This window comes from Polaromonas sp. YR568 (genome assembly GCF_900116715.1).
In the GTDB taxonomy this organism is placed as follows: Bacteria; Pseudomonadota; Gammaproteobacteria; order Burkholderiales; family Burkholderiaceae_C; genus Polaromonas.
This window is the reverse complement of record NZ_FPBM01000003.1, coordinates 222,347-244,070: the sequence shown is the minus strand read 5'-3', so window position 1 is coordinate 244,070 and position 21,724 is coordinate 222,347. Positions and strand designations below refer to the sequence as shown.

The following is a 21,724-nucleotide window of genomic DNA, read 5'->3' as shown; positions in this document are numbered from 1 at the left end:
CTTGAATGGGGCAGTGTCCCGATTCAATTGGACGTGACCTTATCGCTTGCACATACTTTGTGCATAGATAGAGATAGGGGTCCCACACGATGAATGAAGTTGCAAGCCAGGCCGTCGAACGCGTCATTGCGTCGACCAGGCATCTGCCCGGCGCCTTGATGCCGATACTGCACGGCATTCAGGACGCGCTCGGCTACATCCCGCCCGCCGCCGTTCCGTCCATTGCCGAAGCCCTGAACCTGTCCAGGGCCGAAGTGCATGGCGTGGTGACCTACTACCACTACTTCCGCTCCGAGCCGCCGGGCCGGCACGTGGTGCAGATCTGCCGCGCCGAGAGCTGCAAGGCCATGGGTTCAGACGAGCTCTGGTCACACGCCTGCAGCAAGCTGGGCAGCGACGGCCACGGCACCACCAAAGACGGCGCATTCACGGTCGAGCCGGTCTACTGCCTGGGCCTGTGTGCGCAATCCCCCGCGATGACGCTGGACGAAAAAGTCCACGCCCGCGTCGGAGTCGAAAAATTCGACCGCCTGCTGGCGCGGGCCGGGAGCGCCGCATGAGCATCAAAATTTACGTTCCCCGCGACTCCGCCGCACTGGCCGCGGGCGCTGACGAGGTCGCGGCCGCCATCGCCGCCGAGGCTTCAAAGCGCGGTATCGGTATTGAACTGGTGCGCAACGGCTCACGCGGCTTGTTCTGGCTGGAGCCCATGGTCGAAGTGCAGACCGGCGCGGGCCGCATTGCCTATGGGCCGGTGGAGGTGGAAGACGTGGCCGGCCTTTTCGACGCCGGCTTTCAGGTGGGCGGCATGCATGTGTTGCAGCTGGGCCTGACCGAAGAGATTCCGTACCTGAAAAGGCAGGAGCGCCTGACCTTTGCGCGCATGGGCGTGACTGACCCGCTGTCTCTGGCGGACTACCAGGCGCATGAAGGTTATGCCGGCTTGCGCCATGCCCTGGGGCTTCCGGCCACAGAGATCGTGCAGCAGGTGCTGGACTCCGGCCTGCGCGGGCGGGGCGGCGCGGCATTCCCGGCCGGCATCAAATGGAAAACCGTGGCAGGCCTCAAAGCCAGCCAGAAATATGTGGTTTGCAATGCTGACGAGGGCGACTCGGGCACTTACTCCGACCGCATGACCATGGAGGGTGACCCCTTCATGCTGATCGAAGGCATGACGATTGCCGCGGTCGCCACCGGCGCGACGCAGGGTTATGTCTACATCCGCTCTGAATACCCCCATGCGGTGGAAACCATGCGCGAGGCCATCAAGGTGGCCGAAGCGGGCGGCTTCCTGGGCGACAACATTCTCGGCTCGGGCCACAGTTTTCACCTGCATGTGCGCAAGGCCGCCGGCGCCTATGTGTGCGGTGAAGAAACCGCCATGCTGGAAAGCCTGGAAGGCAAACGCGGCATCGTGCGTGCCAAGCCGCCGATTCCCGCCATCCAGGGCCTGTTCGGCAAGCCGAGCGTGATTAACAACGTCATCACCTTCGCTTCGGTGCCCATCATCCTGTCGCGCGGCGCAACGTTTTACAAAGACTACGGCGTGGGCCGCTCCAGGGGCACCCTGCCTATCCAACTGGCCGGCAACATCAAGTTCGGCGGCCTGGTTGAAAAAGCCTTCGGCGTCACCCTGCGCGAGCTGATGTACGACTACGGCGGCGGCTCGGCCTCGGGCCGGCCCATCAAGGCGGTGCAGGTCGGTGGCCCGCTGGGCGCCTATGTGCCTGAATCGCAGTGGGACACACCGCTCGACTACGAAGCCTATGCGGCCGTGGGCGCGGTGGTGGGCCACGGCGGCATCGTGGTGCATGACGACACGGCCGACATGGCCAGCCTTGCGCGCTACGCCATGGAGTTTTGCGCGATCGAGTCCTGCGGCAAGTGCACGCCCTGCCGCATCGGCTCCACACGCGGTGTGGAAGTCATAGACCGCATCGCCAACGGCCCGGGCGAGCAGCGCCCGCAGCAGATCAAGCTGCTGCGCGACCTCTGCGACACCATGGTGAACGGCTCGCTGTGCGCCATGGGCGGCATGACGCCTTTCCCGGTGCTTTCGGCACTCGACCACTACCCGCAGGACTTCGGCATGACCGTGCCGGACCGCAAGGCCGCTTAACCCGGTATCACGGCCTCACCCGCAACAAGACCAGACAAGACGGACAGGAGACTTTCATGCTCGAACACCTCAAAGAAACCGATTACGGCACCCCCAAACGCGAGTCCACGCAAGAAGTCACGCTGGAGATCGACGGCGAAAGTGTCACCGTACCGGCCGGCACCTCGCTCATGCGCGCGGCGGTCGATGCGGGCATCCAGGTGCCCAAGCTCTGCGCCACCGATAGCCTGGAGCCATTCGGCTCCTGCCGCCTGTGCATGGTTGAGATCGACGGGCGCAAGGGCTTCCCGGCCTCCTGCACCACCCCGGCCGAAGCCGGCATGAAGGTGCGCACCCAGTCGCCCCGCCTGCAAGAGCTGCGCAAGGGCGTGATGGAGCTCTATATCTCCGACCATCCGCTGGACTGCCTGACCTGCTCGGCCAACGGCAACTGTGAACTGCAGGACATGGCCGGCGTGACCGGGCTGCGCGAAGTGCGTTATGGCATGGAAGGCGCGAACCATTTCCGCAACGAAAGCAAGCCTGCAATCGACAACTCCAACCCCTACTTCAGCTACGACGCCTCCAAGTGCATCGTGTGCAACCGCTGCGTGCGCGCCTGCGAAGAAACCCAGGGTACGTTTGCGCTCACCATCAGCGGCCGCGGCTTTGAGTCGCGCGTGTCGCCGGGGCAAGACCAACCCTTCATGGAATCCGAATGCGTGAGCTGCGGCGCCTGCGTCGAAGCCTGCCCCACCGCCACGCTGCAGGAAAAAACCGTGATCATGCTGGGCCAGCCCGAGCACAACAAGATCACCACCTGCGCCTACTGCGGCGTGGGCTGCGCCTTCAAGGCCGAGATGAAGGGCAATGAAGTGGTGCGCATGGTGCCGTGGAAAGACGGCAAGGCCAACGAAGGCCATGCCTGCGTCAAGGGCCGTTTTGCCTGGGGCTACGCCACCCACAAAGACCGCATCACCAAGCCCATGATCCGCAAGAACATCAGCGACCCATGGCAGGAAGTCAGCTGGGACGAAGCCATCAACTACGCCGCCAGCGAGTTCCGCCGCATCCAGGCCAAACACGGCAAGGATTCGATTGGCGGCATCACCTCGTCGCGCTGCACCAATGAAGAAACCTACCTGGTGCAAAAGCTGGTGCGCGCCGCTTTCGGCAACAACAACGTCGACACCTGCGCCCGCGTCTGCCACTCGCCCACCGGTTATGGCCTGAGCCAGACCTATGGCACATCGGCCGGCACCCAGACCTTCAAGTCGGTCGAGAAGGCCGACGTCATCCTGATCATCGGTGCCAACCCGACCGACGGCCACCCGGTGTTTGCCTCGCGCATGAAAAAGCGCCTGCGTGAAGGCGCCCGCCTGATCGTGGTCGACCCGCGCCAGATCGACATCGTGCGCTCGCCGCACGTGGAGGCCGAGTTCCACCTGCAACTGCGGCCTGGCACCAACGTGGCCATGATTTCGTCGCTGGCCCATGTGGTGGTGACGGAAGGCCTGCTGGCCGACGACTACATCGCCGAGCGCTGCGACGAAAAGTCCTTCCGCGAATGGCGCGAGTTTGTGGCCCGCCCGGACAATTCGCCCGAAGCCATGGAAGCCGTCACCGGCGTGCCTGCGGCAGACGTTCGCGCCGCCGCACGCCTCTACGCCACAGGCGGCAATGCTGCTATTTACTACGGCCTGGGCGTGACGGAACACGCGCAGGGTTCGACCATGGTCATGGGCATTGCCAACCTGGCCATGGCCACCGGCAATGTGGGCCGCGAAGGCGTGGGCGTGAACCCACTGCGCGGCCAGAACAATGTGCAGGGCGCCTGCGACATGGGCTCCTTCCCGCACGAGCTGCCGGGCTACCGCCATGTATCCGACAGCACGGTGCGCGCCGAATTCGAAACCGCCTGGGGCGTGACACTGAATGAAGAGCCCGGCCTGCGCATCCCGAACATGTTTGACGCCGCCGTGGCCGGCAGCTTCCTGGGCCTGTATTGCCAGGGCGAAGACATCGTGCAGTCCGACCCCGACACCCAGCACGTGGCCAAGGCCCTCACGTCGATGGAATGCATCGTGGTGCAGGACATCTTCCTGAACGAAACCGCCAAGTACGCGCATGTGTTCCTGCCGGGCTCGTCCTTCCTGGAAAAAGACGGCACCTTCACCAATGCCGAGCGCCGCATTTCGCGCGTGCGCAAGGTCATGCCGCCCAAGGCCGGCCTGGCCGACTGGGAAGTCACCGTCAAGCTGGCCAATGCGCTGGGCTACCCGATGAAGTATGTGCATCCGCGCGACATCATGGCCGAGATCGCCGCGCTGACGCCGACCTTCCGCGGCGTGACCTTTGCCAAGATCGAAAAGCACGGCAGCGTGCAATGGCCTTGCAACGAAGACACGGCGGAGCTCGGCACCGAGTTCATGCACAAGGACGGTTTTGTGCGCGGCAAGGGCCGCTTCATCATCACCCAGTACGTGGCCACCGACGAAAAAGTCACCCGCAAATTCCCGCTGCTGCTGACCACCGGCCGCATCCTGTCGCAGTACAACGTCGGCGCGCAGACCCGCCGCACCGCCAACAACCAGTGGCACAGCGAAGACCGGCTGGAGATCCATCCGCACGACGCGGAAGACCGTGGCATCAAGAATGATGACTGGGTGGGCATTGAAAGCCGCGCCGGCCAGACCGTGCTGCGCGCGGTGGTGACTGAGCGCATGCAGCCGGGTGTGGTCTACACCACCTTCCACTTCCCCGAGTCGGGCGCCAACGTCATCACCACCGACAGCTCCGACTGGGCCACCAACTGCCCCGAGTACAAGGTCACGGCGGTGCAGGTCATGCCGGTGGCGCAGCCGTCGGAATGGCAAAAGTCCTACTCGCGCTTCAACAAAGAGCAGTTGCAGCTGCTGGATGCGGCGTCACAACCGGCGGGCACGGCCGAGGCAGCGCATGCAGGCGGTTGAGGGTTGCCGCGAAGCCCCCGTCACCGGGGTGCGGGCGCGCCGGGCATTCGACCGCTCGGACTGGGTGGCCGAAGAGGTGCCTGTGGCGCTGGAATACAACGGCATCTCGCATGCCGTGATGCTGGCCAGCCCCTCCGACCTGGAAGACTTCGCCTTTGGCTTTTCCGTCACCGAAGGCATCGTGGACGACTACACCCAGATTCACGACATTGAACAGAGCAGCAGCGAGCAGGGCGAGACACTGCACCTGACCATCGCGGCGCCGTGCTTTGCGCGCCTGAAAGATCGCCGTCGCAGCATGACGGGCCGTACCGGCTGCGGCCTGTGCGGCACCGAAAGCCTGGCGCATGCGGTGCGCCTGCCGCCGCGCCTGCAAGGCGGCGCCGGGTTTGAGGCGGGCGCCATCACCCGCGCCCTGATCAACCTGCGTGAGCAGCAGTTGCTGCTCAGCGCCACCGGCGCCACCCACGCGGCCGCCTGGTGCAATGCGGATGGCGACATCGTGGTGCTGCGCGAAGACGTCGGCCGGCACAACGCGCTGGACAAGCTGATTGGCGCGCTGCAGCGCCGCCGTGTGAAAGCCAATGAAGGCTTTATCGTCGTCACCAGCCGCGCCAGCTATGAGATGGTGCACAAGACCGCCATGGCCGGCGTGACCTTGCTGGCCGCTGTGTCGGGCGTGACCGGCCTGGCGATTGATGTGGCGCAAACCGCCGGCGTGGCGCTTCTGGGTTTTGTGCGCGGGGAAGACCTTTCCGTGTACAGCCACAAAGAGCGCGTCAACCTGGAGTACATCTTATGAACAACGACAACCTTGTGCGCATGGTCAACCAGATCGGCGCTTTTTTTGAAACCATGCCCGACCGCGCGGAGGCCCTGCAGGAACTGGCCATGCACCTCAAGAAATTCTGGGACCCGCGTATGCGCAAGGCGCTGCTGGAACTGATTGAGAGCAATGGCGGCGACGGGATCAGCGACGTGGTACGCCGCGCCGCATTGGAACACCGGTCCCTACTGGTTTAGAAGGTTATTTTTGCCCGCCGTACACTGCGGGCATGTCGGACTTCCTGCTGCAGTCTCCTGAAACAGACGCCACACGGCAACGCCCCTGCACTGTGGTGGCCGTTGTCATGCGCCGTGAGCGCATCGACAACCGCTGGCAGCCCTGGCGCTGGTCGCTGGCCGACATCGTGCCGCACGAAGCCGGCTTTGGCGCCGCGCCGCGCCTGCTGCTGAAAGATGATCGCGAAGAGCGCTGGCTGCACCCCGGCTTCAAGGTCGAGCTCTTTACCGACGACGGCGAAGGCTATTACCTCAACGCCAGCACCGCGCAGCCCTGCTTCTGGGTGGTCTGGCGCATGGAAGAGGAAGCCCTGCTGGCCGAAGAACCCGTCGCGATCCCGCAAATCGTTACCCTGAGTTATCACGACGCCGGCCGCTGGCTGGACGCGCAGGAAACCGTCGAGCAGGTGCCCGCGCCGCCACAAATCGTGCAGTGGCTCCAGGAGTTTGTCGGCCAGCATTACGTGCCGGAGGTCAAACGCCGGCAACGCCCGCAAAGCTTCAAGCCTTTGACAGACCGCTTTGGCAACCCTGCCCGGGTCAGCACCGAAAAGAAAACCGGCGGAGGCCAGCATGGCTGACGAGCCCGCAGGTTTTCTGGGGCGATGGTCCCGGCGCAAGACCGACATCGCGCAGGGCAAAGCGCTGGAAGAACCGGTTCCAGTTGCGCCGCCCGTAGCAGATGCCAAGGCGCCCGCTGCACAAAGCCAGGCGCAGCAAGAACCCCTGGGGCCGCCGCAGGTAGTGCCGGAAAAGAAGACCCTCACCCTGGCCGACGCCAAGCTGCTCACCAAAGACTCTGACTTCAAGCCCTTCATGGCCGGCGATGTGACACCCGATGTGCGCAACGCCGCGATGAAGCAGCTCTTTACCGACCCGCACTTCAATGTGATGGACGGGCTGGACACCTACATCGACGACTACTCCAAGTCAGACCCCATCCCCGAGTCCATGCTGCGGCAGATGACCAGCGCGAAGTTTCTCAAGCTCTTTGATGATGAGGAGGACAAAGAGAACAAAGAGAACAAAGAGAACAAAGAGAACAAAGAGAACAAAGAGAACAAAGAGAAAAGTGGGGATCAGGTGCAAACCACCGGCCAGCAAAACGACCCGGCCAACCCGCCACGGGAAAGCGCCAATAACCCCACAGTCCAAACCGTGGCACAGTCCTATGAAAATCCGGACATAGCCCCATCGCAAACGCCAGGCGCTTTACCTGCCAGCCAATCCCAGCCCGACCCGGCCGGAGCCAGCCAAGAAGACCATGCCCACACTGATTTGCGACTGCAACCAGACCATGCCGCTCCAGCCCCAGGCGCTGGGCGCGGCACTCAATGAAACGCTGACACTGCATTCGGCGCTGTGCCGCCGCGAGGTGGGGGCCTTCCAGAAGGCCGCGCAATCCGGCGACGATGTCGTCGTAGCCTGCACCCAGGAAAAGCGGCTCTTTGCCGAAGTCGGTGAGCAGACCCAGGGCGTCACCTCGGTGGTGAAGTTCGTCAATATCCGCGAGACCGGTGGCTGGAGTAAAGACGCCGCCGGCGCCACCCCCAAAATCGCCGCCCTGCTGGCTGCTGCGCACCTGCCGGACGCCGAGCCGGTGGCCACCGTCACTTACAAAAGCGCGGGGCGACTGTTGATCGTGGGTGCGCTTGACCAAGCTGAGCAGATCGCGGCACTCGTCGCCGACACGCTGGACGTGACCATCTTCGCGCAAGGCGTCTCGCCCCAGGCGCAGGGCGGCTTCCCCTCACAAGAGCGCAAATACCCCGTCATCAGCGGCGAGCGGCTCACGCTCAAAGGCTGGCTGGGCGCATTTGAGGCGAGCTGGGACAAGACCAACGCCATCGACCTGGACCTTTGCACGCGCTGCAATGCCTGCGTCGCGGTGTGCCCCGAAGGCGCCATCGACCTCAGCTACCAGGTCGATGCCGCCAAATGCACATCGCACCGCGACTGCGTGGCCGTGTGCAAGGTGGCCGGCGCCATCGACTTCAACCGCGCGCCGCAAAAACTCACCGAGGCGTTTGACCTGGTGCTGGACCTGGGCGCCACACCCCTGGTCGCGTTGCACGCGCCGCCGCAAGGCTACTTTGCGCTGAATGCATCCGCCGGCCTGGCCTCGCCCGGCTTGCTGGCCACGGTAGTCAAGCTGCGCGACATGGTGGGTGAGTTTGAAAAGCCCAAATTTTTTGCCTACAAACAAAAATTCTGCGCCCACAGCCGCAACGAAACCGTGGGTTGCAATGCCTGCATAGACATCTGCTCAGCCGGCGCCGTCAGCAGCCAGAAAGAGCGGCAGCAAATCGTCGTCAATCCCAACCTCTGTGTGGGCTGCGGCGCCTGCACCACGGTGTGCCCGACGGGCGCGCTCACTTACGCTTACCCGCGCGCCAGTGAGCAGGGCGTTCGCATCAAGACACTGCTGTCGGCGTATACCAAAGCCGGTGGCGCACAGCCCGTGCTGCTGTTTCATAGTCAAGACAGCGGCCAGCAAGCCATCGAGGCCCTGGGCCGCGCCGCGCGGCTGCAAAAAACCGTGCGGGGCGTACCCGCCAATGTGATCCCTCAGGCGCTGTGGCACACCGCCAGTGTGGGCCTGGACTTGTGGCTCAGCGCCATTGCTTTTGGCGCATCGCAAGTGGCGGTGCTGGTGACGCGTGAAGAAGCGCCTGCCTATCTTGAAGGTCTGGCCGAGCAGATGCGTGTGGCGCAAACCCTGCTCAATGGCCTGGGCTACCCGGGCACTCACTTTCATCTGGTGCAAGCCGGGGAGGGCGCTGACGCCATCGCCGGGCTGGACGCCAGCTTGCAGCTACTCGCACGCGGCAAGCCCGCGGTGCCCGCCACAGCGGCGCGTTTTGCCGTCGCGCAAGAAAAGCGCAGCACGCTGGACATGGCGCTGGACCACCTGATGAGCCAGGCGCCCGCCGCCTTGCCCGAAGCCATCGAGCTGCCCATCAAAGGCTCGCCCTTCGGTAGCCTCACCGTCAACGCCGACACCTGCACCCTGTGCCTGAGCTGCGTTAGCGCCTGCCCCGCCAGCGCGCTGCAAGACAACCCTGATCGCCCGCAGCTCAAGTTCATCGAGAAAAACTGTGTGCAGTGCGGCCTGTGCGCCGTCACTTGCCCTGAAGACGCGATCACGCTGCAGCCGCGCCTGCTGCTCACGCCGCAGCGCAAAGAGGCGCGCGTGCTCAACGAAAGCCAGCCTTACCAGTGCATACGCTGCAGCAAACCCTTCGGCACACTCAAGGCCATCGAGTCCATGCTGGGCAAGCTCGCGGGGCATGCGATGTTCCAGGGTGCGGCCGCGGACCGCCTCAAGATGTGCGGTGACTGCCGCGTCATCGACATCTATTCCGCCGACAACGAACTGAAGATCACCGACATCCGCTGAAGAAGCCCTACACGCCGCCATGACCCAAGCCCAACTCACCACCTCTACGCTGGACGAAGAAACCGCGCGGGCCGAAGTCTATGGCTTGCTGGCTGCGCTCTACTACGCGGCGCCCTCTGCAGAGCTGTATGAAAACCTGCGCATTGCCGTCACCGAAGCGCCGGCCGCCGGCGGCCTGCTTGAAAGCTCGTGGAGCGAACTCGTCGCCGTTGCCCGCGCGCAAAGCCTGGCCGACGTCACCCGCGAGCACGACGCCCTGTTCGGCGGCGTCGGCAAGCCCGAGGTGTACCTCTTTGGTTCGCACTACCTGGCCGGTTTTTTGAACGAGAAGCCTCTGGCGGCCTTGCGCACCGATATCGCCGCGCTGGGCCTGGCGCGCGACGAGGCCATGCCCGAAACCGAAGACCATGTGGCCTACCTGTGCGAAGTCATGCGTTATCTGATCGCCGGTGACGATGTGGAGGTGGCCAACCTCACGCGCCAGCGCGAATTTTTTGCCCGGCATGTGCAGCCCTGGGTGCCGCTGATGTGTGATGTCATCACCGCACACCCCAGGGCCCGGTTTTATGCGGCGCTGGCGGCTTTCACGCAGACCTTCATCAGCGTTGAGGCACAAGGTTTTGACATGCTGGCCTGAATCCCTGAATCCATATGTCACCAGCAGTAAACATTTCTTCTCAAATTCAAACAGTATTGGGCGGGCCCAATCGCGAGAACGCGCCGCCGTCATCGTAAGATCGCTTATCGTTTTCCCTAGCCCGGGCCGATGAATGCCCCCACCCATTGTGGTGCGTGGCGCTCTGTCGTACAGTGCTATGCAAACGGTTACATAACCAGCAAGCCTTCCCTTGGAGATCACCATGCAGGACAGCCAGCCAAAACCCTCACGAAGGGGATTCTTTTTCGGCGCAGCCGCCACCGGCGCGGCAGCCGCGGCCATTGTGGCCCTGCCGGGCGCACCGGCGCTGCAGCAAGCCGAGCTTGCAGAGCCCAAACCGGCCCCTGAAAAAGGCGGCGGTTACAGCCTCTCGGAACACGTCAAGCGCTACTACAAGACCACCCGCCTCTAAACCAGGCAAGTAGCCCGGCTTCATCTAGAGCCCGACCCGATTTCACCTTCTACGGAGAGCTTCATGCTGCTCACGAAAAAATCTTCCGATGTCCATCCCGTGCACCGCACCGGGTCCGCGCGTTTTGTGCAAAGCCTGTCGCGCGGCCTGTCCAACGCACTGCCCACCATGGACCGCCGCGCCTTTCTGCGCCGCTCCGGCCTGGGTGTTGGTGTGGGCCTTGCCGCCACACAACTGACCCTGGTCAAAAAAGCCGCAGCCGCCACGCCCGGCGCCACATCTGACGGCACCGGCAAGATCGAAGTCAAGCGCACCGTCTGTTCCCACTGCTCGGTGGGCTGCGCGGTGGATGCCATTGTTGAAAACGGCGTCTGGGTGCGCCAGGAGCCGGTGTTCGACTCCCCCATCAACCTGGGCGCCCACTGCGCCAAGGGCGCCGCGCTGCGCGAACACGGTCACGGCGAATACCGCCTGCGCTACCCGATGAAATTGGTCAACGGCAAGTACGAGCGCATCAGCTGGGACACCGCGCTCAATGAAATCAGCGCCAGGCTGCTGGAGCTGCGCAAGGAAAGCGGGCCGGACTCGGTGTACTGGGTGGGTTCCTCCAAGCACAACAACGAGCAGGCTTACCTGATGCGCAAGTTCGTGAGCTTCTGGGGCAGCAACAACTGCGACCACCAGGCCCGTATCTGCCACTCCACCACGGTGGCCGGTGTCGCCAACACCTGGGGCTACGGCGCCATGACCAATTCGTACAACGACATGCAAAACAGCAAGTGCGCGTTGTACATCGGCTCCAATGCCGCTGAAGCCCACCCCGTCAGCCTGCTGCACATGCTGCACTCCAAGGAGGCCGGCTGCAAGATGATCGTGGTCGACCCGCGCTTTACCCGCACGGCGGCCAAGGCCGATGAGTACGTCCGCATCCGCTCCGGCTCCGACATTCCTTTCCTCTTTGGTGTGCTGTATCACATCTTCAAGAACGGCTGGGAAGACAAAAAATACATCAACGACCGTGTCTACGGCATGGACAAGGTCAAGGCCGACGTGATGGCCAAATGGACACCCGACAAGGTGCTGGAGGCTTGCGGTGTTGACGAGGCCACCGTGCTCAAGGTGGCCACCATGATGAGCCAGAACCGCCCCAGCACCATCGTCTGGTGCATGGGCCAGACGCAGCACACCACCGGCAATGCCGTGGTACGCGCCTCCTGCATCCTGCAGCTGGCGCTGGGCAACATCGGTGTCTCCGGCGGCGGCGCCAACATCTTCCGCGGCCATGACAACGTGCAGGGCGCGACCGACGTCGGCCCCAACCCCGATTCTCTGCCCGGCTACTACGGCCTGGCAGAGGGCTCCTGGAAGCACTTCGCCAAGACCTGGGGTGTGGACTTCGACTGGATCAAGGGGCGCTACGCATCGGCCGCGATGATGGGCAAGCCCGGCATCACGGTCTCGCGCTGGATAGACGGCGTGATGGAGAAAAACGAGCTGATCGACCAAGACTCCAACTTACGTGCCGTCTTCTTCTGGGGCCATGCGCCCAACTCGCAGACCCGCGGCCTGGAGATGAAGCGGGCCATGGACATGCTGGACTTGCTGGTGGTGGTGGACCCGTATCCGTCGGCCACCGCCGCCATGGCTGCCATGCCCGGCAAGGCCGAAGACCTCAACCCCAAGCGCGCGGTGTATTTGCTGCCGGCCGCCACCCAGTTTGAAACCAGCGGCTCGGTGACGGCTTCCAACCGGTCGCTCCAGTGGCGCGAAAAAGTGATCGAGCCGCTCTGGGAGAGCCGCACCGACCACATGATCATGCATCAGTTCGCCGAAAAACTCGGCTTTGCCAAGGAGCTGTCGAAGAACTACAAGATGCAAAAGGTCAAAGGCATGGACGAACCCGTGCCGGACGACATCCTGCGCGAGATCAACAAGTGCGTCTGGACCATCGGCTATACCGGCCAGAGCCCCGAGCGCCTGCAGGCCCACATGCGCAACATGCACCTGTTCGACGTCAAGACCCTCAAGTCCAAAGGCGGCAAGGACAAGCTCACCGGCTACGACACGGCCGGCGACTACTTCGGCCTGCCCTGGCCTTGCTGGGGCAATCCGGACCTTAAACACCCCGGCTCACCCAATCTGTACGACACCTCCAAACACGTGATGGACGGCGGCGGTAATTTCCGCGCCAACTTCGGCGTGGAAAAAGACGGCGTCAACTTGCTGGCCGAAGACGGCTCGTATTCGAAGGGCTCCGACATCACGACGGGCTACCCCGAGTTCGATCACCTGCTGCTCAAGAAGCTGGGCTGGTGGGACGACCTGACCGACGCTGAAAAAACCGCCGCCGAAGGCAAAAACTGGAAGACCGATCCGTCGGGCGGCATCATCCGCGTCACCATGAAGCTGCACGGCTGCCACGTGTTCGGCAACGCCAAGGCACGCGCCGTGGTGTGGAACTTCCCTGACGCCATTCCGCAGCACCGCGAGCCGCTCTACGGCACCCGGGCCGACCTCATGGCCAAGTACCCCACGCATGACGACAAGAAGGCCTTCTGGCGCCTGCCCACCCTGTACAAAACGATCCAGCAGAAAAACATTGCGGACAAGGTCGGCGAAAAGTACCCGCTCATCCTGACCTCCGGCCGGCTGGTCGAATACGAAGGCGGCGGTGAAGAAACCCGCTCCAACCCCTGGCTGGCCGAATTGCAGCAAGAGGCCTTCGTCGAGATCAATCCGAAGACCGCTTCGGACCGCGGCATACGCAACGGTGAACGTGTCTGGCTGAACGGCCCGACCGGCGCACGCCTGAATGTGCAGGCGATGGTGACCGAGCGCGTCGGCCCCGATACGGTGTGGATGCCGTTCCACTTCTCGGGCCGCTGGCAGGGTGCCGACATGCTGGCCTATTACCCCAACGGCGCTGCGCCTGTGGTGCGCGGCGAGGCGGTCAACACGGCAACAACGTACGGCTATGACAGCGTGACGATGATGCAAGAAACAAAAACGACGATCTGCAACGTCGAAAGGGCATAACCATGGCAAGAATGAAATTTGTCTGTGACGCAGAACGCTGCATCGAATGCAACGGCTGCGTCACCGCCTGTAAAAACGAAAACGAAGTGCCGTGGGGCGTCAACCGCCGCCGTGTGGTCACGCTCAACGACGGTGTGCCCGGCGAAAAATCCATCTCGGTAGCCTGCATGCATTGCAGCGACGCACCTTGCATGGCCGTCTGCCCCGTCAATTGCTTTTACCGCACCGAAGAGGGCGTGGTGCTGCATGACAAGGACGTCTGCATCGGTTGCGGCTACTGCTCCTACGCCTGCCCGTTTGGCGCGCCGCAGTTCCCGGCTTCCGGCACCTTTGGTGTGCGCGGCAAGATGGACAAATGCACCTTCTGCGCCGGCGGCCCTGAAGTCAACGGCAGCCAGGCCGAGTTTGAAAAATACGGCCGCAACCGCCTGGCTGAAGGCAAGCTTCCGGCCTGCGCCGAGATGTGCTCGACCAAGGCCCTGATCGCCGGCGACGGCGATGTGGTGGCCGACATCTTCCGTACCCGCGTGGTGCAACGCGGCAAGGGCGCCGAAGTCTGGGGCTGGGGCACGGCCTACGGCTCCAAACAAGCCGGCCAGCCGCCCGCAGGAGCCAAATCATGAAGCGCCTTTTTGTACTGACTTTTTCCGTGGTGGCTCTGTCTGCCCTGTCGGCCTGCGGTGAAAAACCGCAAACCCTGGGCAGCGGCGTCAAAACCGACGGCGCCGCCTACCAGGGCGTGCAGAACCAGTTTGCCGCACCCGGCTGGAAGGCCGGCGACAAGACCAGCTGGGAGCAGGGCCTCAAGGCCCGCGCGCAGAACAGCCAGAACGAGTACAACAAGATCGGTAACTCGAAATAGTGACCGGAGGCTTTATGTTTCGTGCACGAACAGCGGCATTTTTGACAGCAGCGCTTTTCGCAGGCGTCACAGGGCTTGCGGCCGCGCAGGCGCCTGCGGCCCAGCCGGCAGCCGCCGCGCAAGCGCCCGCGCCCGTACCTGCTGCTGCAGCCACCGGCGGCATCCAGGGCCAGAACATCTTTGAGGTCAAACCCGAAGCCAGCGCCGACCCCAACTACGCCAAGCAGACCAACGGTGAGCGCGCCAAGGTGCAGCCCGGCAACAACGCGCCCATGTGGCGCCAGGTGGGCGAGGGCGTGACCGGATACAGCAGCCTGCCCAAAAGCGAAGCACCCGAAGCCGGCAACCTGATTCAGCCCTTTGTGCAGTACCCCGGCTCACGCCTGACCAACGCCGGCGAAGCCTGGCGCCAGGTGCGCAACAACTGGATCATTCCCTACGGCGGCTCACTCTTTGTGATCGTGCTGCTGGCTATCGCGATCTTTTATTTCAGCAAGGGCTCCATCACCACCCACGGTGTTGACACCGGCCGCAAGATCGAGCGCTTCACGCCGTTTGAGCGTGCCGCCCATTGGTCCAACGCGATTGCGTTTTCCATCCTGGCAATCTCGGGTCTGGTCATGGCATTTGGCAAATTCTTCCTGCTGCCCATCATCGGCGGCGCGCTCTTCGGCTGGCTCACCTGGGTGCTCAAGACCATGCACAACTTTGCCGGCCCACTGTTTGCGGTGTCGCTGGTGATCGTGTTCTTTACCTTCCTGCGCGACAACTGGCCGCAAAAGGGCGACCTGCACTGGCTGGCCAAAGGCGGCGGCCTGATCACCGGCGGTGAGCCGCCTTCCAACCGCTTTAACGCGGGTGAAAAGCTCATCTTCTGGGGCGGCGTGTTCTTCCTCGGCATCGTGGTCGTGTCTTCGGGTTTTGTGCTCGACAAGCTGCTGCCCGGCCTGATTTATGAGCGCTCCACCATGCAGATCGCCCACATGGTGCATGCCGTGGCCACCGTCCTGATGATGTGCATGTTCCTCGGCCATATTTACCTCGGCACCATCGGCATGCAGGGCGCCTACAAGGCCATGCGCACCGGCTATGTCGATGAAACCTGGGCCAAAGAGCACCACGAATACTGGTATGACGACGTGAAGGCCGGCAACATTCCGGCGCAGCGCAGCAAGCCTGTTGATCCGCCCGCCCAGATAGTGCAGGCATAAAGAGGACCACACGATGAAGAAACTCCTGATCCTGAGCTTGTTGACTGTCGCCTCGGCCGCCGCGCTGGCCAAGCTCCCCGCCCTCAGCGACGAAGCCAAGGCCAAGGCCGCCGAAACTGCCGCCAAGGCCGCCTGGACGGGCAAGCTTGAGGCCTACCAGCTGTGCAAATCGCAAGACAAGGTTGCGGCCGCCTATTACAAATCCGCCAAGGCCACGGGTAAAGAAACCAAGCCGCCCACACCCGCGCCAGCCTGCGCAGACCCTGGCCCCTTTGCCTACACCCCGCCCGAAGCCAAGCCGCTGGAAGCCGCCGGCGCGCATTCGCCCGCGGGCAACGCCACCAGCCCGCCCAACACCAAGCAGCCCGATGCGGTCGGCAACCCTGCTGCCAAGAAATCCTGACCCGTTTTTCTTTCTGAAAAGCCGACTCCGCAAGGGGCCGGCTTTTTTGTTGTAGTCTCCCCCTCATGCCCGCCCAGCCACCGACTCTTTCCCGCCTCCCGCGCCTCACCACGGCCCAGGCGCCCCTGACCTGCGAGGTCGATGCCGTCAACGAATACGGCGAAGCGCAGAAAATCGCCATCCCCGCTGAGCGCGCGCTGACTGTGTATGTCGACAAGCGCGAGCTGGTCACGCTCATGACGCTGGGCGCCAACCCTGAATTGCTGGTGCTGGGCTACCTGCGCAACCAGCGGCTCGTCAAGGATGTGGCCGACATCGACTCCATCACCGTCGACTGGGATGTGGGCGCGGCCGCCGTCAAGACGCGCCACGGCATTGAAGACATTGAAGAAAAAACCTCGCGCCGTGTGGTCACCACCGGTTGCGGGCAGGGCAGTGTGTTTGGCGGCCTGATGGACGAGGTCGATGAGATCGTGCTGTCCGCCGACGCACATATCACGCAGGCCCAGCTGTACTCACTGGTCAACACCATACGACTGAAAGAAACGACGTACAAATCCGCAGGCTCTGTGCATGCGTGTGCATTGTTCGCGATGACGGGGGGCGATCCAGAGATGCTGCTATTTGTGGAGGACGTAGGCCGCCACAACGCCATCGACACTATCGCCGGCTGGATGTCCATGCAGAACAATCCGGCAGTGCTTGAAGCGGGCAAGGTTTTCTACACCACCGGCCGCCTCACCAGCGAAATGGTCATCAAGTCCGCCCAGATGAATGTGCCCATCGTGGTCTCGCGCAGCGGCATCACGCAGATGGGGCACCAGGTCGCGCAGACGGTGGGCCTGTGCGCCATCGGCCGCGCCACCAACAAGCGTTTTGTCTGCTATGCCAACCCGCAGCGCCTCAAGCTGCAGCCTGAGCTGGCCGGTGCCAAGCCTGTGTCTTCCTCATCTTCATCCACCACCGCACCATGACCGACACCGGCATCAGCAGCGCCGACGACCAGCCTACCTTGCCTGGCCCCGTGATGGAAGAGGAGCGCGCTGCGGCGTCCACACCCCGTCTTTCCCTGCTCAAATGGTTTGTGGAAGGCCTGCGCGCTGGCGTTTTCCTGATGCCCCGGGTCGCCGGCCGCACGCCGACGCCGCTGCAGGCGCTCATCCTCACCGCACTGGTGGTGGCCATGGAGGTCGCCCTGTTCCGGATCGAGATTGCCGGCCCCGCGCGTCTGGACGTTCAGGCCTGGCTGTCGGCCTGGTGGTCGGCCGGGCTTTTCATTGGCCTGGCGTGGTGGGCCTTGCCGGCAGATACGGCAGATAAGGTGGAAATAGCTGAGCAGGGCAGTGAAAGCGAAAAGCCCCAACGCCCGGTCGGTGTGGGCGCCGCATTTGTGCTGTGGGTCATCGCGTCCCTTCCCAACACGCTGGTGTACCAAAGCCTGATGGCCTCCATCGCGCACGGCTGGCTTAAGGGCCCGGTGTTCCAGGAGGCCTGGCTGTATTGGGTGCTTTATGCGGTGTTCACCGGCTGGTCGCTGGGTGCGGCGATTTTGCTGGTGGTGCGTTTTACCGGGCTCACCGCGCGCGCGGGGGTATTTGCCCTCGCGCTGGTGGCTTGCACCGGCCTGGGCGCCTGGCAGTTCGACTCTCGCGCGTGGCAGCAAGACTATGAGCGTGATGCCGCGGCAGACAGCCGGCCACGCCTTTCCCTGAGCCAGGAAACCTTTGAAGCCCAGCAGGCGCTGTGGGAAGGCACGATGGCCGCCATCGCGCGTGAGCGCCCCGGCGTCACCGATGTCTACGGCCTGGTGTTTGCGCCCTACGCGGCGGAAGACGTGTTCCTGCGCGAAAGCAGCATGGTCAGCCGCGTGCTCGCCGAGCGCTTTGACGCCGAAGGCCGGGTGGTGCATCTGGTCAATCACGCCACCACCACGCAAACCCACCCCTGGGCCACCACGCTGAATCTGCAGCGCGCCATTGACGCGATTGCCCAGCGCATGGACCGCAACAACGACGTGCTGGTGGTCTACATGACCTCGCACGGCGCCAGCGACTTCAAGCTTGCCGCCTCCCATTGGCCGCTGCGCGTGCCGCCGCTCAGCCCTACTGAGTTGCGTGAGGCGCTCGACAAGGCCGGCATTCGCCACCGTGTCATCGCCATCTCGGCCTGCTATTCGGGCGGCTGGGTCGACGCGCTGGCCGGCGACACCACCCTGGTCATGACGGCGGCCGACGCCACCCACACCTCTTACGGCTGCGGGCGCCTGTCCGAGCTCACCTTCTTTGGCCGCGCCATGTTTGACGAGCAGCTGCGCAAGACGCACTCCTTTGAGCAGGCTTTTGCCCGCGCCGTGCCGCTCATCAAGCAGCGCGAGATCGACGCCGGCAAGGACGACGGATTTTCCAACCCGCAGATCCAGGTCGGCGCAGGTATCAGCCCGGTGCTGCGCGCGCTTGAAAAGCGGCTGGACGCCTTGCCCGTCGTCGCCGCTACCCCGGCGCCCGCACCCGCCGCCAGCGCCATCCGGCCCTGACCCCGCCCGGGGCGCGATAACCCGGCTATAAACCCGGCCATCCCGCAGGGGATGTGGACTTTGCGTTATGGTCGCTTCATGAACACCCTTTTCATCAAGCTCGGCTGGAAAACCATGCTGCGCGACCTGCGCGCGGGCGAGTTGCGCCTGCTCATCGTGGCCGTCACCCTGGCCGTTGCGGCGCTCACGGCCGTGGGCTTTTTTGCCGACCGCCTCAAAGGCGGCCTGCAGCGCGACGCACGCCAGCTACTGGGCGGCGATGCCGTGGTGCGCAGCGACGGCGTCACGCCCGAGGCTTTTATCGCCAAGGCGCAGGCGCTGGGCCTCAAAGGCATCTCCACCGTCACCTTTCCCACCATGGGACGCGCGCGCGACGAAGACGGCGGCGCCAGCAAGCTGGTCGCCTTCAAGGCCGTGCCTGAGGGTTATCCGCTGCGCGGCAGCCTGAAAGTGGCCGACACACTGGAAGGCCCCGGCGCAGACACCCGCGACGTGCCAGCCCCCGGCACCGCCTGGGCCGACGCCTCGCTGCTCGACGGGCTGGGCCTCAAACTCGGCCAGACGCTGCTCATGGGTGACAGCAGCTTCAAGCTCACTCGCGTTATCGTGCAGGAGCCCGACCGCGGCGCCGGCTTCATCAGCTTCTCGCCCCGCGTCATGATCAACGACGCCGACGTGAAGGCCACCAACCTGATTCAGCCCGCCAGCCGCACCAACTACCGCTTTGCCGTTGCCGGAAACGACCAGGCCGTCAAGGCCTATGTGAAGTGGGCCACCGACGAAATCAAAAAGCCCGGCGCCGAATCCGGCATACGCGGCGTGCGGCTGGAGTCGCTGGAATCCGGCAGCCCCGAAATGCGCCAGACGCTGGACCGCGCCGAGAAATTCCTCAACCTCGTCGCGCTGCTTGCGGCCTTGCTGAGCGCCGTGGCCGTGGCCATCGTGGCGCGCGGCTTTGCCACCAAACACCTGGACGACTGCGCCATGCTGCGCGTGCTCGGCCAGCCGCAGCGCACCATCGCGTTGGCCTACGCGTTTGAATTTGTGCTGGCCGGCCTTTTTGCCAGCGCGCTCGGCGTGGCGCTGGGCTTTGCGGTGCACTACGGCTTTGTGCTGCTGCTGGCCGGCCTGGTCGAAACCGTGCTGCCCGCTGCCACCTTCTGGCCCGTCGCCTTTGGCATGGGCATGGGCCTCACCTTGCTGCTGGCCTTTGGCCTGCCGCCTGTGCTGCAGCTGGCGCAAGTCCCGCCGCTGCGCGTCATCCGCCGCGATGTCGGCAACCTCAAGCCCGCCTCGCTCGCGGTGCTGGGCGTGGGTGTGCTCGGCTTCGCGGCCTTGCTGGTGGCCGCCAGCAGCGATTTGAAACTGGGCCTGATAGCAGTCGGCGGTTTTGCCGGCGCGGTGCTGGTGTTTGCCGCCGCCAGTTTTGCCGCCGTCAAGCTGCTGCGCGCCAGCGTCAATGAAGCCACCGCCCCGCGCTGGCTGGTGCTGGCCACACGCCAGCTGTCGGCGCGGCCGGTATATGCCGTGGTGCAAACCAGCGCACTGGCCGTGGGCTTGCTCGCGCTGATGCTGCTGGTGCTGCTGCGCACCGACCTCATCAGCAGCTGGCGCAAAGCCACGCCGCCCGACGCGCCCAACCGCTTTGTCATCAACGTGCAGCCCGATCAGGGCGATGCCTTTCAGCAGGCACTGCGCGACGGCGGCGTGAAAAAGTTCGACTGGTACCCCATGATCCGTGGGCGCCTGGTGGCGGTAAACGGCAAACCCGTCACCCCCGACGACTTTGAAGACGACCGCGCCAAACGCCTGGTCGACCGTGAGTTCAATCTGTCCAACAGCGCCGACATGCCCGGCCACAACCAGGTCAGCGGCGGGCAATGGACTCCCGGCGAAAAAGATGCCGTCAGCGTCGAAGACGGCCTGGCCAAAACCCTGGGCCTGAAGTTGGGCGACACCTTGCGCTTTGACATAGGCGGCCAGCTCAGCGAAGCCAAAATCACCAGCCTGCGCAAGGTGGACTGGGGTTCGATGCGCGTCAACTTCTTTGTGATGTACACCGTGGCCAAATTGCCTGCCGATGTGCCGGTGTCCTTCATCAGTGCCTTCCGCGCGCCCGAGCCCGCAGCAGCCACGCCCGGTCAGCCGCGCCCGCAGAGCTTTGACAACAGTCTGGTCAAGGCTTTTCCCAACATCACCAATGTCGACATGAGCAGCACGCTGGCGCAGGTGCAGCGGGTGTTGGACCAGGTGATACGCGCTGTCGAGTTTTTGTTCGGCTTTACCTTGGCCGCCGGTTTGGTCGTGCTGTTTGCCGCCATCACCGCCACGCGTGAAGAACGTGCCAAGGAGTTCGCGATCATGCGGGCGGTTGGGGCGCGGGCTTCCTTGCTGCGGCAGGTGCAGCGGGCCGAGTTGGCTGGTGTTGGGTTGCTGGCTGGCTTTTTGGCGTCCGTTGTTGCGCTGGCTGTGGGGTGGGGGTTGGCGCGGTTTGTGTTTGACTTCAACTGGACTGGGTCTTGGACTGTGCCGCTTTTTGGCAGCCTTGCCGGGGCGGTGCTGGCTTTGGCGGCGGGGTGGTGGGGGTTGCGGTCTGTTTTGAATACACCGGTGGTGGAGACGCTTAGGAAGGCGCAGTAACACGGACGCCTTTGACCCTCCGGTCGGGGCTGTGGTTGATTTGATGGGCGTTCTCTTCGCTGAGGGCGGCTGGCCGGGGTCGCCCGGTATGCGACTCACTTTCTTTTGCTTCGCCAAAAGAAAGTAAGCAAAGAAAAGGCGACCCTACTGTCTGCGTCCCCTGCGCTTCGCTCCGGGGCAACCTGCGGTGCTCGGTCCAGCCGGGGTCAAAAACAACTCGCTGCGCTCAAACAAGTTTTTGCCCTGATCCGTCTGGCCCTCCGCTCCTCGGCGCAGACAGAAGGGGGTGGGGAAGGAATACCGAACAGCCAACAGCCGAAGACAAAACCCCGAATACCTGAAGAAACAAGGACTCGCCACGGCGAGTCCTTGTCGGTATTTGTCTTTGGTATTTCGGTATTCGGTTCCCGCTCCCGATTGCCCCGTCCTGGCTGGGC

General features: G+C 63.8%; 18 protein-coding genes. All 18 read left to right on the top strand.

What is annotated here, in order from left to right; translation table 11 throughout:
- Window positions 1-89: 89 nt before the first annotated feature.
- The 18 genes from BM408_RS08600 (at window position 90) to BM408_RS08515 (ending at window position 21,287) form a co-directional block, all read left to right on the top strand.
- Window positions 90-560, top strand: a complete 471-nt coding sequence (locus tag BM408_RS08600; protein ID WP_092128984.1) for a formate dehydrogenase subunit gamma — start codon at window positions 90-92, stop codon at window positions 558-560.
- On the top strand, window positions 557-2,119 hold the full coding sequence (locus BM408_RS08595; RefSeq protein WP_092128982.1) for a formate dehydrogenase beta subunit: 1,563 nt from the start codon (window positions 557-559) through the stop codon (window positions 2,117-2,119). The genes BM408_RS08600 and BM408_RS08595 overlap by 4 nt, the downstream gene beginning before the upstream one ends.
- Before the next feature lie 56 nt (window positions 2,120-2,175).
- Window positions 2,176-5,070 (top strand): formate dehydrogenase subunit alpha, encoded by a 2,895-nt coding sequence (gene fdhF / locus BM408_RS08590; RefSeq protein WP_092128980.1) that lies wholly within the window; start codon window positions 2,176-2,178, stop codon window positions 5,068-5,070.
- Entirely contained in the window at window positions 5,057-5,872 is an 816-nt protein-coding gene (gene fdhD / locus BM408_RS08585; protein ID WP_254774745.1) for a formate dehydrogenase accessory sulfurtransferase FdhD, read from the top strand. The genes fdhF and fdhD overlap by 14 nt, the downstream gene beginning before the upstream one ends.
- The gene (locus tag BM408_RS08580; protein WP_092128975.1) at window positions 5,869-6,093 is read left to right on the top strand and encodes a formate dehydrogenase subunit delta; all 225 of its coding nucleotides are present in this window, start codon (window positions 5,869-5,871) and stop codon (window positions 6,091-6,093) included. The genes fdhD and BM408_RS08580 overlap by 4 nt, the downstream gene beginning before the upstream one ends.
- A gap of 107 nt (window positions 6,094-6,200) precedes the next feature.
- The gene (locus tag BM408_RS08575) at window positions 6,201-6,713 is read left to right on the top strand and encodes a DUF3305 domain-containing protein (RefSeq protein WP_254774761.1); all 513 of its coding nucleotides are present in this window, start codon (window positions 6,201-6,203) and stop codon (window positions 6,711-6,713) included.
- Entirely contained in the window at window positions 6,706-7,470 is a 765-nt protein-coding gene (locus BM408_RS08570) for a DUF3306 domain-containing protein (RefSeq protein WP_092128969.1), read from the top strand. The genes BM408_RS08575 and BM408_RS08570 overlap by 8 nt, the downstream gene beginning before the upstream one ends.
- Complete coding sequence (locus BM408_RS08565) at window positions 7,397-9,532, top strand: 4Fe-4S dicluster domain-containing protein (RefSeq protein ID WP_175541733.1); 2,136 nt, start codon at window positions 7,397-7,399, stop codon at window positions 9,530-9,532. Before BM408_RS08570 ends, BM408_RS08565 begins: the two co-directional genes overlap by 74 nt.
- Before the next feature lie 19 nt (window positions 9,533-9,551).
- Window positions 9,552-10,169 (top strand): TorD/DmsD family molecular chaperone, encoded by a 618-nt coding sequence (locus BM408_RS08560; protein ID WP_092128967.1) that lies wholly within the window; start codon window positions 9,552-9,554, stop codon window positions 10,167-10,169.
- 223 nt (window positions 10,170-10,392) lie between these two features.
- Entirely contained in the window at window positions 10,393-10,602 is a 210-nt protein-coding gene (locus tag BM408_RS08555) for a formate dehydrogenase (protein ID WP_092129507.1), read from the top strand.
- 63 nt (window positions 10,603-10,665) lie between these two features.
- Complete coding sequence (locus BM408_RS08550) at window positions 10,666-13,638, top strand: formate dehydrogenase subunit alpha (protein ID WP_092128965.1); 2,973 nt, start codon at window positions 10,666-10,668, stop codon at window positions 13,636-13,638.
- A gap of 2 nt (window positions 13,639-13,640) precedes the next feature.
- Window positions 13,641-14,261 (top strand): formate dehydrogenase FDH3 subunit beta, encoded by a 621-nt coding sequence (gene fdh3B / locus BM408_RS08545; protein ID WP_092128963.1) that lies wholly within the window; start codon window positions 13,641-13,643, stop codon window positions 14,259-14,261.
- Window positions 14,258-14,500 carry a hypothetical protein gene (locus tag BM408_RS08540; protein WP_092128961.1) on the top strand — a complete coding sequence of 81 codons (243 nt, stop codon included), beginning with the start codon at window positions 14,258-14,260 and terminating at the stop codon, window positions 14,498-14,500. The genes fdh3B and BM408_RS08540 overlap by 4 nt, the downstream gene beginning before the upstream one ends.
- 14 nt (window positions 14,501-14,514) lie before the next feature.
- The gene (locus BM408_RS08535) at window positions 14,515-15,711 is read left to right on the top strand and encodes a formate dehydrogenase subunit gamma (RefSeq protein WP_092128959.1); all 1,197 of its coding nucleotides are present in this window, start codon (window positions 14,515-14,517) and stop codon (window positions 15,709-15,711) included.
- Window positions 15,712-15,724: 13 nt separating this feature from the next.
- The gene (locus BM408_RS08530) at window positions 15,725-16,114 is read left to right on the top strand and encodes a hypothetical protein (RefSeq protein ID WP_092128957.1); all 390 of its coding nucleotides are present in this window, start codon (window positions 15,725-15,727) and stop codon (window positions 16,112-16,114) included.
- A gap of 65 nt (window positions 16,115-16,179) precedes the next feature.
- Window positions 16,180-17,088, top strand: a complete 909-nt coding sequence (locus tag BM408_RS08525; RefSeq protein WP_092128955.1) for a formate dehydrogenase accessory sulfurtransferase FdhD — start codon at window positions 16,180-16,182, stop codon at window positions 17,086-17,088.
- Window positions 17,085-18,647 (top strand): C13 family peptidase, encoded by a 1,563-nt coding sequence (locus tag BM408_RS08520; protein ID WP_092128953.1) that lies wholly within the window; start codon window positions 17,085-17,087, stop codon window positions 18,645-18,647. Before BM408_RS08525 ends, BM408_RS08520 begins: the two co-directional genes overlap by 4 nt.
- A 78-nt stretch (window positions 18,648-18,725) precedes the next feature.
- Complete coding sequence (locus BM408_RS08515) at window positions 18,726-21,287, top strand: ABC transporter permease (RefSeq protein WP_092128951.1); 2,562 nt, start codon at window positions 18,726-18,728, stop codon at window positions 21,285-21,287.
- The last annotated feature ends 437 nt before the right edge of the window (window positions 21,288-21,724 follow it).

Coding starts and splice junctions, on each gene's coding strand:
- BM408_RS08600 (WP_092128984.1), top strand. CDS start 90: ATGAATGAAGTTGCAAGCCAGGCCGTCGAACGCGTCATTGCGTCGACC.
- BM408_RS08595 (WP_092128982.1), top strand. CDS start 557: ATGAGCATCAAAATTTACGTTCCCCGCGACTCCGCCGCACTGGCCGCG.
- fdhF (WP_092128980.1), top strand. CDS start 2,176: ATGCTCGAACACCTCAAAGAAACCGATTACGGCACCCCCAAACGCGAG.
- fdhD (WP_254774745.1), top strand. CDS start 5,057: ATGCAGGCGGTTGAGGGTTGCCGCGAAGCCCCCGTCACCGGGGTGCGG.
- BM408_RS08580 (WP_092128975.1), top strand. CDS start 5,869: ATGAACAACGACAACCTTGTGCGCATGGTCAACCAGATCGGCGCTTTT.
- BM408_RS08575 (WP_254774761.1), top strand. CDS start 6,201: ATGCGCCGTGAGCGCATCGACAACCGCTGGCAGCCCTGGCGCTGGTCG.
- BM408_RS08570 (WP_092128969.1), top strand. CDS start 6,706: ATGGCTGACGAGCCCGCAGGTTTTCTGGGGCGATGGTCCCGGCGCAAG.
- BM408_RS08565 (WP_175541733.1), top strand. CDS start 7,397: ATGCCCACACTGATTTGCGACTGCAACCAGACCATGCCGCTCCAGCCC.
- BM408_RS08560 (WP_092128967.1), top strand. CDS start 9,552: ATGACCCAAGCCCAACTCACCACCTCTACGCTGGACGAAGAAACCGCG.
- BM408_RS08555 (WP_092129507.1), top strand. CDS start 10,393: ATGCAGGACAGCCAGCCAAAACCCTCACGAAGGGGATTCTTTTTCGGC.
- BM408_RS08550 (WP_092128965.1), top strand. CDS start 10,666: ATGCTGCTCACGAAAAAATCTTCCGATGTCCATCCCGTGCACCGCACC.
- fdh3B (WP_092128963.1), top strand. CDS start 13,641: ATGGCAAGAATGAAATTTGTCTGTGACGCAGAACGCTGCATCGAATGC.
- BM408_RS08540 (WP_092128961.1), top strand. CDS start 14,258: ATGAAGCGCCTTTTTGTACTGACTTTTTCCGTGGTGGCTCTGTCTGCC.
- BM408_RS08535 (WP_092128959.1), top strand. CDS start 14,515: ATGTTTCGTGCACGAACAGCGGCATTTTTGACAGCAGCGCTTTTCGCA.
- BM408_RS08530 (WP_092128957.1), top strand. CDS start 15,725: ATGAAGAAACTCCTGATCCTGAGCTTGTTGACTGTCGCCTCGGCCGCC.
- BM408_RS08525 (WP_092128955.1), top strand. CDS start 16,180: ATGCCCGCCCAGCCACCGACTCTTTCCCGCCTCCCGCGCCTCACCACG.
- BM408_RS08520 (WP_092128953.1), top strand. CDS start 17,085: ATGACCGACACCGGCATCAGCAGCGCCGACGACCAGCCTACCTTGCCT.
- BM408_RS08515 (WP_092128951.1), top strand. CDS start 18,726: ATGAACACCCTTTTCATCAAGCTCGGCTGGAAAACCATGCTGCGCGAC.